The sequence below is a fragment of the Sphingomonas sp. 66-10 genome (assembly GCF_001897045.1).
In the GTDB taxonomy this organism is placed as follows: Bacteria; Pseudomonadota; Alphaproteobacteria; order Sphingomonadales; family Sphingomonadaceae; genus Sphingomonas; species Sphingomonas lycopersici.
Window position 1 is genome coordinate 1,692 of sequence record NZ_MKRR01000158.1, and the last position, 13,207, is coordinate 14,898.

The following is a 13,207-nucleotide window of genomic DNA, read 5'->3' on the forward strand; positions in this document are numbered from 1 at the left end:
GATCTGGTCCGCTAACATTTTGCATGGAGGAAGCCCCATTATCCAGGAGGGGCGTAGCCGCCACAGTCAGGTCACCCATTACTATTTCGACGGATGCAGCTATCATACGCCTTTGCTTTCTGATGACGAGCGCGGCATCTACCGAAGGTATCCGGTCGACATACGGACGGGTCGAAACGTCGCGGGGGAGGAGGACGGCCGACCGCTTCGGGTTCCCACCGCGCAGCGCCTGAAAAGTTGGACGAAGACTTGGCTGCGGCGAGGAACAAAATACCAGCGCTGAGCTGTACCGGCCTCGCGGGCCACGGTTGCGCACGTCGGTCGGTTCTCGATTGGGCTGCTGGTGAGTGCGATCGGACGTGCCGACCGGTTGACCGATCGCGCATATTATATAGACGTGCGATGGTGATGGCTCACACAATCGTTCAGGATGCTGGCGGCATGGCGGTACCATGCTGATGACAAGACAGATTGTTGCGAGTCCGAGCCGCAGCTTCGCGGCCTTCAATCGCCTGCGTTTTCAACTATTGGCGATGTGGGTCGTGGCTGTCGTCGCGCCGGCCCTTTATGTCTACGCGGGGCTTATCACCGTCGAATCCTATCGCGCTATCGATAATAGCGTCGTGGGAGCCGCGTTCGCTTCGATGGCTGCGCTGATGACGCTGCGTCGCGTAAACGACTTCCCCGGTACCCGCTCTTATGCTTTCATACTCCCGTCGACCGCTGCGGCTTACGGTTTGGCTCTTGTCGTGATTTTTGGGATGCGGCTCGCCTATAGCCGCGTCGTGTTGTCGGTAAGCTTCATTTTGGCCGTGATCGTGATGTACGCCATCGCGTACTTGACTGAGCGGCTAGTAAAGCCACTTTTTCATGTTGTGCCGGGCGGGGACGTCGAATCGCTGCGCAGCATCGGGGCGGCCGAATGGGTGATGATGGCAAGCCCGGTTGTGCCCGCTGACCCGCGGGCGATGCTTGTCGCTGATTTTCGTCATGATCACGATGATGATTGGGAGCGGATAATTGCGCGCGCAGCGGTTAGTGGACGCACAGTTTATCATTCGAAGCTGTTAAGTGAATCATTGACCGGAAGAGTGATGATTGAGCACCTGTCCGAAAATAGTTTCGGCTCACTGATACCGAATCTCGCATACCGCAAGATAAAGCGCTTTGCAGATCTGGCTATTTGTGTTGCACTGGCGCCTGCGTTGATGGTTCTCATGGGACTGATCGCCGTTCTAATCAAATTGGATTCTGCTGGATCTGTAATATTTCGTCAGCAACGAATTGGCTATCGCGGCGAAGTATTCGAAATATTCAAGTTCAGGACGATGCGCGCGCGGGAGATTTCTTCCGACGAGGACGAAGCGCGTCAAGATGCCATGACCCGCCACGAAGATGACCGCATTACTCGGGTAGGCCGTTTTCTACGACGCACGCGACTCGATGAACTCCCGCAGGTGCTGAATATCGTGCGCGGCGAAATGAGCTGGATTGGTCCACGTCCGGAAGCGCTTCCGCTGTCGAAATGGTATGAGAGCGAAATTTCATTCTACAGCTATCGACATATTGTTCGCCCGGGTATCAGCGGATGGGCGCAGGTGCACCAGGGACATGTAACTGACATCGATGCGATTAATCAAAAGCTCGCTTACGATTTCTATTACGTGAAATATTTCTCGGCTTGGCTGGATATCGTGATCGCACTACGCACGATCCCAACGATGATCGGTGGTTTTGGTGCCCGCTAAGCTCGTCCGATATTCCGGCGTTACGATCACGGATCTGGGGGAGGCCATGTATATGGTGCCCGGGCAGCCGATTGGATTGCAGGAATGAACGCCTCTGCTGGCCTGGCGAGTGACGCACCTGCGAAAAATACTGCCGCTTTCTCTTGGCGATCGATTCGCCTTTTAGCCTTTCCGCTATCGACCAATATATGGCCGCTACTCCTCTTCTTTTCGCAAAAAGTCTTTGTTATACCGGGACTTATTCTGGTCGGAATAGGGGATGCTAGTTACCGCCGTGACTTATTGATCGCCTTTGGAATCTCAATCGTCGGTCTGTTGGTTTATTTTTTCCAATATGGGAATCCATACGATCAGACCCACCTGCTAGGTTTTATTTTCTTTGTCTGGTCGATGCCCCTGATTAATCATGCGGTTAGATATGATTCCCTCCTTTTGCGACGTGTTTTGACTTATCTGACTTTGTTCAATGCTTTAATGGGATTCTATCTGCTGGTTTCTAGCGTCGATCTTTATGGGTTGCGCGGACTTAATAGGGTCGAGGGCTCAGATGGGATTACCTACCGCATATACTTTGAGGCCTCCAGCCTGGCGGCGGTTTTCCTTCTGTCGTCTTTCAGGAATCGTTGGGTGAGACTGGCGGCGCTCGGTGCTGTAGCCATCTTTGTGGTCTTCGTAGCCAAGAGCGTGGTTATCATGGCGCTGTTGGGTCTCAACCTCGCGCTGCCATATCTCTTACGGAGCCGCCCGCACATCAAGGTGGGTGCGGCGATTATAGCGGTGACGGCGATAATTCTGCTTTACAATTATCTGCCGATAATTCGACCAGATATGGATTTGAGCCTGCGGGCAAAGCAGTTCCAATTTAATATAATCATGGGATTACTCCCGGATAATTGGTCAGGATTAGGATGGGGTTTTTATATGCCTCAACTCTCCTCTGACCCTGAGCAGCCCTATCAGGTTGAGATGCAACTGCCGATGCTCATGCTGCAGCTCGGGCCAATAGCGTTGTTAACGATTTTGTTACTGATACTTTCGTTGTTCCTGTCCGTTTCAGGATGGACCCTGAAGGGGTTCGCGCGATTCGCGGTGTATGTACTAATTGGTTACAACAATCCGTGGCTATTCGTTCCTTCTTGGTTTCTGACCTGCCAACTATTGTTTAGGGATGATGACGAAGTGCGCCGGTCGACGGTGCCGCGGGTCCCTTCGCGCTGATCCTGGAGGTGGGACGATCCGCGGGCGCTTGGCAGGGCATTCCAAGCTTGTTCGCTGCAATGCGCGCCGATATGGCCGCATCTACGAGTTGACGACCGAGCGGGGCATACCCGTGAAGCGCGGACGTCCGTGTGGAAGCGACTACAAGTTATATGTCGGACCATCGGACATGTGGAGTACGGTTAGGATATCATGGATAATCGAAAGACGGCCTTGATCACCGGGGTAACCGGGCAGGATGGATCTTATCTCGCCGAGACTCTTCTTAAGAAGGGGTATACGGTTCACGGTATCAAGCGCCGTTCATCGAGCTTCAATACGGCACGGATCGATCATCTATATCGGGATCCGCACGAGCGTGACGTCCGCTTTTTCCTTCATCACGGCGATCTTACAGATGGTGGAAGCCTAATCCATCTTCTGGAAAAAACGCGACCAGATGAGATTTACAATCTCGCTGCTCAGAGTCATGTCGCCGTTTCCTTCGAGCAGCCGGAGTATACCGCTGATGTCAACGCGCTCGGAACTTTGCGTCTTCTTGAGGCAGTTCGCGCGCTTGATATGACACACCGGACACGTTTCTATCAAGCCTCGACATCTGAACTTTACGGCTTGGTACAAGATGTGCCTCAAAGAGAAAATACGCCATTTTATCCGAGATCGCCTTATGCGGTCGCCAAGCTTTTTGCTTACTGGACGGTGGTCAACTACCGAGAAGCTTATGGGATATTCGCGTGCAACGGGATTCTATTCAATCATGAGTCTCCTGTGCGGGGCGAAAACTTCGTAACAAGAAAGATTACGCGAGCTGCGGCGCGGATCAAGCTCGGGCTGCAGGACTGCCTGTACCTTGGGAACATGGACGCAAAGCGGGACTGGGGGCATGCTCGCGACTATGTCGAGATGCAATGGTTGATGTTGCAACAGGAGGAGCCGCGCGATTTCGTGATCGCGAGCGGGGTTCAGCATAGCGTTCGGGATTTCGTCCACGCGACGTTCCGCGAACTTGGTATCGAATTGAATTGGGAGGGAAGCGGGCTGGATGAGGTAGCGTTTGACGCCCATGGACGGCGGGTGGTTGCGGTCGATCCCCGCTATTTCCGCCCAACCGAGGTCGAAACCCTATTGGGAGATTCGACGCGAGCGCACAAGGAACTCGGGTGGGAAGCCAGAACGGACTTTGAAACGTTGGTGCGAGAGATGGTTGCTGCCGACCTGAAGGCGGCTGAACGCGAAAGCCTGCTTCGACAACATGGTCTCCACGACTGATCCTTCTGGCGCATTCGGGTGACCAACCGACGCAATTTCCTCGCTGGCGTCGCGAGTTCCGGCTGGACGGCCCTGATCGGATTGCTCGCGGTGCCGTGGTATATTCGATATCTCGGGATCGAAGCCTATGGGATGATCGGCGTGTACCTGACGCTACAGGGTATATTTGCCCTGTTGGACATGGGGCTTTCTCCCACCGTCAGCCGTGAGGTCGCCCGTTCGATGGTAGCCGGCACGATGCCCTATGCTCGAAACCTAGTGCATTCGATGTCGATTCTGTTTGTTGTGTCGGGGGCGATTATGGCCGCCAGCCTGGCAGTCCTCGCTCCGTGGATAGCGACCAAATGGCTCAATAGCGGAAGCCTTTCGGTCGACCAGATAACACTGGCGCTCGCCCTGAGTGCGGTTGCGGTCGGCGCGAGGTGGCCTGGAACCTTGTACATCGGGGTCCTGAACGGCGCCCAGCGCGTGGATCTGGCGAGCGCCGTCACCATCGCCAGCGTAACGCTCGCGAATGTCGGCGCGGTTGCCATTCTCATGTTCGTCGAGCCTTCGCTCCGCGCGTTTTTCTTATGGCAAGCTGTCGTCGGCGCTCTGCACTCCCTCGCCATGCGTGCGGCGGCCCGCCACGCCATCGGCGGCCGAGCAACCACGGGGTTCAGCTGGGCGGTTATCAAATCCATCTGGCGCTTTTCAGCGGGCATGGCTGCGGTTGCGGCAACAGGCGTTCTCTTTTCGCAGATCGACAAGATTGTCCTGATGCGCACAACGACACTTGACCAGATCGGGCGTTATACCCTCGCAACGGCGTTGGCCGGTATACTTTACCGTCTGGTAACCCCGGCATTCAACGTTGTTTATCCCCGTCTTTCCGGCCTCTTCGAATCTGGATCGATCGCGGATCTGTCTCGACAATATCATGGCTTCACGCGTCGGTTTTTAACCATAATATTCCCGATCGCGATGTTTCTCATCGTCTGCTCCCATTCTCTATTATCCGTGTGGGTAAGGGATCCGAATATTGTTGATCAGACAGCAATTATAGTTATTCTCCTTTCGATAGGAACTGCAATCCATTGCGTGATGTATTTTCCGTACGCGCTGCAAATATCATGCGGAATGACATCTGTGCCTCTATCCATAAATATACTGCTCTCCCTTATATTTCTTCCGGCGGTATTCGCGCTCTCATCCTATATGGGCGCGACAGGAGCGGCTATTGCATGGGTCGTCCTGCATTCCTTCTATTTCATATTGGGAACTTACCTGACAGATAAGTATGTCTTGCCGGGTCAGGGGTGGTTATGGGTGTTGCATGGTGTTGGTCCGCCCCTTGTCATTTCTGTTGGTTTCGGGTTTGCAGCGATCACCATTATGCCGATCGTCGGTTCGGATGTGTCCCGTATCCTTCTCGGAGGCGCGTTTATGCTGAGCGCGTTGGTGACGGGTAGCTTGATGCTGCCCGAGGGGCGGATGATGGTGAAGTGGGCGGCGAGCAGAATGATACAGAGGTAACAGCGTTCGTGATGCAGAGATTTCATGGACAGTTCGGTGAAGATCGGATTTTGGCCGACATGTTTCCGGGCGCGGGCCCGTGGACGTGTGTCGATGTCGGCGCGAACGACGGTGTCACCGGTAGTGTGAGCTTATATTTTGAGCAGGCGGGCTGGTCCTGTGTGCTGGTCGAGCCAAATCCTGAGCTTTGTGCCCGATTGCGACGCGAGCGAACCTCATTTGTGTTTGAGGGCGCCGCTTCGAGCGTTCACGGCGTGGCGACTTTGATGCTGGCCGAGGGCGCGGAGCTATCCCACGCGGTTTCCAGTATCGAGCAAGGCGCTCAAACCAGCATCGAGCGACAGGGATTGTCGGTTCGTGCGGTCGACGTCAGGACTGCGCCACTCGATACCATCCTTGAAGAGGCGGGTGCCAAACCGGGCGAGATCGCGTTCGTTTCGATCGATGTGGAGGGGCACGAGCTCGCGGTTTTGAAGGGTTTCACTCTTTCGCGCTGGCGCCCCAGAATCCTGGTGATCGAAGACAATTCACTTCTGTTCGGAAACGGTGTCCGTCACGCGTTGGCAAGCGAGGGATATGTTCGGTTTAGAAGAACCGGCGTGAACGATTGGTACGCTGCTCGGAGCGACAGGGAGATGCTGGGGAGCAGCCCGGAGCGTGATTATATTGCCTCGATGATCCGCGCCCGCGGACTGATGTTGCGGCGGCGGATCTCTCGCTTGCTTATCTCCGCTCCGGTGGTGGGAGCGCCTCTCGGGCGAAAAATCCGTGCTGCTCGGGAGCGACGAAATGACTGAGCCGCAGCTTTCTATATGCATGGCGACGTTCAAACGCGGTGCATTTATTGCGCAAACACTCGATACAATTCTGCCGCAGCTTCGTCCCGAAACAGAGCTGATTATCGTCGATGGAGCATCTCCGGACAATACAGCGGAGGTGGTTGAGCGGTATGCTAGAGACTGGCCGCAGCTTCGCTACTATCGAGAGGTGGAAAATTCCGGGGTCGATGCCGACTACGACAAAGCCGTTGGCTATGCTACGGGTCGGCATGTCTGGTTGATGACAGATGATGATCTACTAAAGCCGAATGCTGTTGACCGTGTTCTTGCGCTAATTCTCGCAGAAGACCCGGACTTGCTGGTGGTTGATGCAGAGGTTCTTGATGCAAACTGCGATCAGCCGCTGCAAGAAAGAAGATTTGGATTTACTGGCTTGCGGCGTTACGGTGTCGCGGACGGTGATCGATTACTGGCTGATGCTGGAGATCCACTGTCTTTCATCGGGGGGACCATTTTTCGTCGGCAGCTATGGCTCGATCGAGATCGGCGCAGGTACTATGGGTCGCTTTTCATCCATGTCGGTGTAATATTTCAAAAGCCGCTCGCCCATGTGCTCTTGCTCGGTGAGCCGCAGATTCAGATTCGTTTTGGCAACGCGATGTGGAGTGCGCGGGGCTTTGAAATCTGGATGTTCATGTGGCCAGCGTTGATCTGGTCGTTTTCCGGGTTTTCGGACGAAGCCAAGGCGCGCGTTACGGCAGCCGAACCGTGGCGAATACCACGCAAGATGCTCGGATTCCGCGCAAACGGATCGTATAGCATGACCGAGTATCGCAAGTTCTTCGCGCGGCGGCTATCCGGTATCCGGCGCCTGCCGCTGCTGGCCTTCGCGCTCCTCCCGGGCCGGCTTGCTAACCTGATCGCGATGCTGCTGCTGCTTAGCATGGGCGGGCGCTATCGGGCGGCGTGCTATGCGCTGGCCTGGAACAGTAGGTTTTCGATGTCGCTGAGTCGCCGTCTTGCCGCGTTGTCTCTCAAAAGGCATTCGGCGTGAAGAGCCGAACCGCGCTTATTTTCGGCATATCGGGACAGGATGGTTCCTATATGGCGGAGCTGCTTTGCGCCAAAGGGTATCGCGTCATCGGTTCATCCCGGGATCCGGACCGCGCGCGGCGATGTTTGGCAAGCCGGCGCCGAGAGGCGATTGAGCTGGTCGAGATCGACCTGCTCGACGCCGAGGCGATCGCAGCCCTGATCGGTCGAGCGAAGCCGGACGAGATTTATAACTTTGCGGCATTTTCGACCGGCTCCGGTATGTACGATCAGCCGGTTGCGATAGGTGACGTTAATGGCCTCGCTGTCGCTAGAATGTTGGACGCAATACAGGGCAGCGGTGTACGTAGCCGTTTCTGTCAGGCGTCGAGCAGCGAGATGTTTGGGGCGACGCGTGCAAGTCCCCAGAACGAAGCAACCCCATTCTCGCCGCGCAGTCCCTATGGAGCGGCGAAGCTGTTTGCGCACAATATGGTTGGAATATCGCGTTTACAACATGGGGCTTTTGCGTGCTCAGCCATTCTATTCAACCACGAAAGTCCACGCAGATCGGCTGATTTCGTCACGCGGAAAATCACTCGCGCCGCCGCCGCGATTCGTAGCGGGATGGCTGAAGATCTGGTCCTCGGAGACCTCGACGCGCGGCGGGACTGGGGGCATGCTCGCGATGTGGTTCGCGCTATGTGGTTGATGTTGCAGTCGGAGCAGCCGTCCGATTATGTCATTGCGACGGGGCAGACTCATTCTGTCGCCGACCTATGCAAGATCGCGTTTGATCACGTCGGATTGGATTGGCGCCGATACGTGAGTTCGGACCCGACGCTACGGCGCTCGCCGGACAGTACTGAATTGGTCGGAGATTCCGCGCTGGCGAGAGAGCAGCTTGGCTGGGCGCCGAGCGTTACCTTCGAAGAAATGATCAAGGAAATGGTGGACGTCGATCTGCAGACTATGCAGTCGGCGTCAGCGAACAGAGGATATACCGCGTGACTGACCCGATTAAGGCCTGCCGAATCTGCGGGAACGACAATTTGGTGGAGATTCTCGATCTCGGAATCCAGAAGCTCACTGGCACGTTCCCGCACGCGCCTGATCCTGATCTCACTGAAGGCCCGCTTCTGCTTGTAAAATGTACTGGCAGCGATGCTTGCGGTTTGGTCCAGCTCGATCGCAGCTACGATCTCGGTGAAATGTACGGTGAAAACTACGGATACCGATCTGGCTTGAATCAAAGCATGGTCGAGCATCTTCGAAATAAGGTGGGCCGTATTAGGGCGTTGAATCTCTTGAAACCCGGTGATCTTGTGGTCGATATTGGGAGCAATGACGGAACGACGCTAGGATTCTACAAGGGGGCCGGCCTCACTCTTGTGGGGGTTGACCCAACTGCAGAGAAGTTCAGAAAATATTACCCGGAAGACGTCAATATCGTTCCGGATTTCTTCACGGCCCGTTTGATCGGGGAGCGTTTCCCTGGCCGGAAAGCGCGGGTCGTGACGTCTTTCTCCATGTTCTATGATCTCGAAGATCCGCTCGCATTCATGCGCGAAGTCGCGGGAATTCTCGAGGATGATGGGATCTGGGTGTTCGAGCAGAGTTACCTGCCGACGATGCTGGCTCGTAATTCCTATGACACGGTGTGTCACGAACATATTGAATTCTATGCCCTTGCGCAGATTAACTGGATGGCCGAGCGGGCCGGCCTCGTTATCCGGGATGTCGAGTTCAATGATGTTAACGGTGGAAGCTTCTCTGTTACTGTCGGTAAGACGGGCGGCGCTAGCCAGTCGCCCGTTGCCGCTGAATTGCTGGAGCAGGAGGAGAGCGGCGGAATCCCTTCGCTAGAAGTGTATCGCGAATTCGCGCGTCGGACGGAACGGCTTCGATCTGAATTGGTCGCCTTCGTCAAGGCCGCGCGCGATGAAGGAAAGGTGGTCGCGGCCCTCGGTGCCTCCACAAAGGGTAACGTCCTCTTGCAATATTGCGGACTGGGGGCCGACCTCATCACCGCAATTGGCGAGGTCAATCCTGATAAATATGGCTGTGTGACTCCCGGTACTTGGATTCCGATCGTGCCGCAGGATGATCTGTTGCGTCAGAAACCAGATTACCTCCTCGTTCTTCCGTGGCATTTCCGAGACTTTTTCATTAAGTCGGAACGGTTAGCCGATTTCACGTTGCTGTTCCCGTTGCCCGAGTTGGAGCTCGTGCCGCCTAGATCGTGATCGATCGGCACTCCGGTGCGAGCCACTCGAAATGGTTTCTTTGCCGGGCTAGATGGCGGTTATGATTCGGGTCATCATTTGCACGCACAATGGCGTTCGGTTCCTGGAGGCTCAGTTGGCCTCCATCATGAATCAGAATCGCTCGATCGATGTCGTGCATCTGTTCGATTTCGCCTCTTCCGACGGCACGCGGGAACTTCTGGGAGAGTTGACGTCGCGCTGGCCGAAGCTGGATGTAAGGATGGTGTCCTGCGCGCCGGGGGTCACCTTGTCCTTCTTTCATGCCTTCGCTCAGATCGCGCCGCAGTGCGGAGCAGATGACACGATTTTTCTAAGTGATCAGGATGACATCTGGCTCCCGAATAAGACCGAGCGGATGCTTGACTGTCTTAACCGCGGGCGGCGGGAAGGCGAGGATCGCCTGTTGGTCTTCCATGACGTGCAGATATGCGATGCAGCACTTCAGCCGCTTCGGCAGAGCTTTTACGAGGGACGACCGTTCGCCCTACCGCAGGACCTCGCAACGGATCGTCTCCTGATCGCGAACCCGGTGATCGGACATACTGTCGCGATAACGAAGCCATTGCTCGATATCGCGTTGAGCTGCCTTCGCCCGCGTTACTATGCAATGCATGATTGGGCGCTGGTGCTTGTTGCCGCCCACGCCGGAAAGATTGTTTATATTTCTGAGCAGCTTGGTCTGTATCGCCAGCATGAAATGAATATTTTGGGGGCGGCACGTAAACGTTCGATGGGCGATTACATCAAGCGCGGCATCCGGCTTTCCCGGACTATCGGGATACAGACTTCCGCTTTCGTCGAAGATTTTTGCTGTATCGCACGAGCGGCGCGGATCACCAATCCTACTCCTATTCTCCCGGGGAGAGGGCCGCTTGCATGGAGGCTTGGTTTAGTAATGGCCCGGCGAGGCCACACTATCGGCCATCGACTGATGGCGATTGTGCAACTGAAGCGCGTGCTATGGCGAGGTAAGACTTTGAAAAATAGTGAAAATCGGTCGAAAGGTCGATAATGTCGGCACAGTCAGCAAGTTCGTTGCGGTCCGAATCCACAGCACGTTCGTCTTCTTCGCAGATTCCCTCAACGCTTCCCGAAGCTAGGGTTGCTGTGGTGGGCACGCGCGGGGTTCCGGCACGTTACGGAGGCTTCGAGACACTTGCGGAGCAATTGGCGTATCACGTCGACGCCAAGAGCGTGGAGTTGACGCTTTATGGTCAGCGATCCGCTTATACGCGGGCGGAACGGTCGGGCCGATTTGCCGGGCATCGTCGCGCATGGCTGCCATTTTCGGCGGGAGGCGCTCAAAGCCTGCTTCACGATGCGCTGCAGCTCTTTCATGCGTCCCTTGCGCGGCAGCATAATTGCATTCTTCTTTTAGGTACCTCGGCAGCATGGTTGTTGCCTTTCATTAGGCTGGTGAGGCGGCGACATCGGATTGTTACGAATATCGACGGGCTAGAATGGCGCCGTGACAAATTTGGTCCCTTGGCTCGGGCTTTGCTGAAGGCGCTCGAGTCTTTAGCGATTCGATATTCTGACGCAATAATTGCCGACAACGACGCATTGGTGCCAATGGTTCGGAAAATTTATGGCGTAAACCCCGTTATGATTGCCTATGGTGCAGATCAAGTAAGGCTTCAGGAGGGGGTCGGAGCGGACTCGAATGGTTATCTTCTAGCAATCGCGCGCGTAGAGCCGGAAAATAATGCTGCGATGATCCTGAAGGCAGCTTGCATGGAGAAAGCACGAATTACGTTTGTCGGTAATTGGAATTCTACGGAATATGGCCGTTCTCTATTCGATGAATATCATGGAACGCCGGGATTCGTCTTGCGCCCGCCGGTATATGATCAAGCGGCTCTGGCAGTGATCCGTTCGGGCTCGGCAGTCTATGTCCACGGACATAGCGTCGGCGGGACGAATCCATCCCTGGTTGAGGCGATCTTCCACTCAGATCGGATTCTCGCGTTCGATTGTGTCTTCAATCGAGCGACTCTCGATGATGAGGGAGCGTATTTTAGCTCGGTCGAAGAGCTAAGCCAGCTGATCCGGTCCCCCCAATCAGGCCTGATAACGCCTGAAGCGCGAGAGCGGTTGCGAGAACGTTATCGTTGGAGCGCGATCACTCGCCAATATTTGGACGTGCTCCTGCCCGATACCGCGCACGGTTAACCGAGCCACCCGTTGCGTACGAAGCTTTCGACCGACGAGGCGACCTTGGATCTTCCCGCGGAGGCGGGCTCCACGCCGGCCTTGCGCCGGTTAGCACCACGTATGGCGACTCAGCGCGTCGTCGCGCCGACGTGGGGCAGGGTCGCCTCGTCCGCGCGCGGCATGCGGCTGAACAAGGCGCGGTCGTCGGGGCCGAACGCCCAGCGCCACAGGATGAACAGATAGGTCGCGGCGATCGCGGGGATGCCGATGATCACCTCGGCCCATTCATATTCATGCGGCAGCGCGGCGAAGGCGCCCCCGACGACGATCGCCGCCGCCGCCGCCCACAGCAGCGGCCAGCGCAACGGCGAGACCGATGCCTGCAGCAGGTGCCCGAGCAGCCGCGCCTTGATCACCGAGGTCAGCGCGACGCTGGTCATCAGCGCCACCGCCGGCCCCGCCGCCTGATATTCGACCGGCCAGCCCAGCGCGCGCATCGTGAGGATCAGCGCGAAGCTCAGCACCACCTGGAACAGCAGCATCGCGGCGGAGATCGCGAGATTGCGGTGGCGCGCGACATAGACGAGCGCGGATTCGCACACCGCCCCGGTCGAGGCGAGCACCTCGGCGGTGAGCAGGAAGGCGAGCGCCGCGGTGCCGGCGACGAATTGCGGCCCCACCGTCCCCATCACCGCCTCGCCGGGGATCGACCCCATCAGCGCGAGGCAGCCCTGTGCGGCGATGATCCAGAACGCCACCTGCCGCACCTGATCGGCGATCGCGGCCCGGTTGCCGGTGGCGAGGTTGCGGGTGATGACCGGCCCGAGGATCGGATCGAACGAGGTCTTGAGCTTCTGCGGCAGCGAGGCGACCTGCTGCGCCATATAATAGATGCCGACGATCTTGGGCGCGAACATCACCCCGAGGATGAAACGGTCGACGTTGCGCGTCCCCCATTCGAGCGCGTCGGCGCCGGCGAGCGGGGCGTTGCGGCGCGCGAGCGCGAACAATTCGCGCAAATGCGGCGACCAGCCGTGGGGGAGACCGTAGCTGCGCAGGAACGGCACGAGGCTGGCGGTCAGCGCGGCGAGCATCGACGAGACATAGGCCAGCACCAGCCCGTCGCGCGTCGTGATGAACGAGAAGATCCAGGCGGTGATCGAGATCGTCCACGGCTCGACCACCGCGCGCGCGGTCACCGCGGCGCGGACGTTGAGGCGATAGG

11 protein-coding genes and 1 pseudogene are annotated in these 13,207 nt (G+C 56.7%); 11 read left to right on the forward strand and 1 reads right to left on the reverse strand.

Annotated elements, in window-relative coordinates; translation table 11 throughout:
• From BGN95_RS24210 to BGN95_RS24260, 11 genes and pseudogenes are all read left to right on the forward strand, one after another.
• Positions 1 to 283: pseudogene (locus BGN95_RS24210) on the forward strand (hypothetical protein); the annotation flags it as partial.
• Positions 284 to 452: 169 nt separating this feature from the next.
• On the forward strand, positions 453 to 1,748 hold the full coding sequence (locus BGN95_RS24215; RefSeq protein WP_286774291.1) for a sugar transferase: 1,296 nt from the start codon (positions 453 to 455) through the stop codon (positions 1,746 to 1,748).
• Positions 1,749 to 1,832: 84 nt separating this feature from the next.
• Positions 1,833 to 2,966, forward strand: a complete 1,134-nt coding sequence (locus BGN95_RS24220; RefSeq protein WP_286774292.1) for a hypothetical protein — start codon at positions 1,833 to 1,835, stop codon at positions 2,964 to 2,966.
• A 192-nt stretch (positions 2,967 to 3,158) separates the two neighbouring features.
• Entirely contained in the window at positions 3,159 to 4,235 is a 1,077-nt protein-coding gene (gene gmd / locus BGN95_RS24225; RefSeq protein WP_286774293.1) for a GDP-mannose 4,6-dehydratase, read from the forward strand.
• A gap of 18 nt (positions 4,236 to 4,253) precedes the next feature.
• On the forward strand, positions 4,254 to 5,750 hold the full coding sequence (locus BGN95_RS24230) for an oligosaccharide flippase family protein (RefSeq protein WP_286774294.1): 1,497 nt from the start codon (positions 4,254 to 4,256) through the stop codon (positions 5,748 to 5,750).
• On the forward strand, positions 5,720 to 6,547 hold the full coding sequence (locus BGN95_RS24235; protein ID WP_286774295.1) for an FkbM family methyltransferase: 828 nt from the start codon (positions 5,720 to 5,722) through the stop codon (positions 6,545 to 6,547). Before BGN95_RS24230 ends, BGN95_RS24235 begins: the two co-directional genes overlap by 31 nt.
• Positions 6,540 to 7,583, forward strand: a complete 1,044-nt coding sequence (locus BGN95_RS24240; protein ID WP_286774296.1) for a glycosyltransferase family 2 protein — start codon at positions 6,540 to 6,542, stop codon at positions 7,581 to 7,583. The genes BGN95_RS24235 and BGN95_RS24240 overlap by 8 nt, the downstream gene beginning before the upstream one ends.
• Entirely contained in the window at positions 7,580 to 8,572 is a 993-nt protein-coding gene (locus tag BGN95_RS24245; protein ID WP_286774297.1) for a GDP-mannose 4,6-dehydratase, read from the forward strand. Before BGN95_RS24240 ends, BGN95_RS24245 begins: the two co-directional genes overlap by 4 nt.
• Positions 8,569 to 9,807 carry a class I SAM-dependent methyltransferase gene (locus tag BGN95_RS24250; protein WP_286774298.1) on the forward strand — a complete coding sequence of 413 codons (1,239 nt, stop codon included), beginning with the start codon at positions 8,569 to 8,571 and terminating at the stop codon, positions 9,805 to 9,807. Before BGN95_RS24245 ends, BGN95_RS24250 begins: the two co-directional genes overlap by 4 nt.
• A 61-nt stretch (positions 9,808 to 9,868) precedes the next feature.
• On the forward strand, positions 9,869 to 10,840 hold the full coding sequence (locus BGN95_RS24255) for a glycosyltransferase (RefSeq protein ID WP_286774299.1): 972 nt from the start codon (positions 9,869 to 9,871) through the stop codon (positions 10,838 to 10,840).
• Positions 10,840 to 12,000 carry a DUF1972 domain-containing protein gene (locus BGN95_RS24260; protein ID WP_286774300.1) on the forward strand — a complete coding sequence of 387 codons (1,161 nt, stop codon included), beginning with the start codon at positions 10,840 to 10,842 and terminating at the stop codon, positions 11,998 to 12,000. Before BGN95_RS24255 ends, BGN95_RS24260 begins: the two co-directional genes overlap by 1 nt.
• Positions 12,001 to 12,110: 110 nt before the next feature.
• Here BGN95_RS24260 and BGN95_RS24265 read toward each other — a convergent pair.
• The coding region (locus BGN95_RS24265; protein WP_286774301.1) for a lipopolysaccharide biosynthesis protein at positions 12,111 to 13,207 on the reverse strand (1,097 nt) is incomplete at its 5' end.

Excerpts from the sequence above, each read along its gene's own strand:
- BGN95_RS24215 (WP_286774291.1), top strand. The coding sequence starts at position 453 with ATGCTGATGACAAGACAGATTGTTGCGAGTCCGAGCCGCAGCTTCGCG.
- BGN95_RS24220 (WP_286774292.1), top strand. The coding sequence starts at position 1,833 with ATGAACGCCTCTGCTGGCCTGGCGAGTGACGCACCTGCGAAAAATACT.
- gmd (WP_286774293.1), top strand. The coding sequence starts at position 3,159 with ATGGATAATCGAAAGACGGCCTTGATCACCGGGGTAACCGGGCAGGAT.
- BGN95_RS24240 (WP_286774296.1), top strand. The coding sequence starts at position 6,540 with ATGACTGAGCCGCAGCTTTCTATATGCATGGCGACGTTCAAACGCGGT.
- BGN95_RS24255 (WP_286774299.1), top strand. The coding sequence starts at position 9,869 with ATGATTCGGGTCATCATTTGCACGCACAATGGCGTTCGGTTCCTGGAG.
- BGN95_RS24260 (WP_286774300.1), top strand. The coding sequence starts at position 10,840 with ATGTCGGCACAGTCAGCAAGTTCGTTGCGGTCCGAATCCACAGCACGT.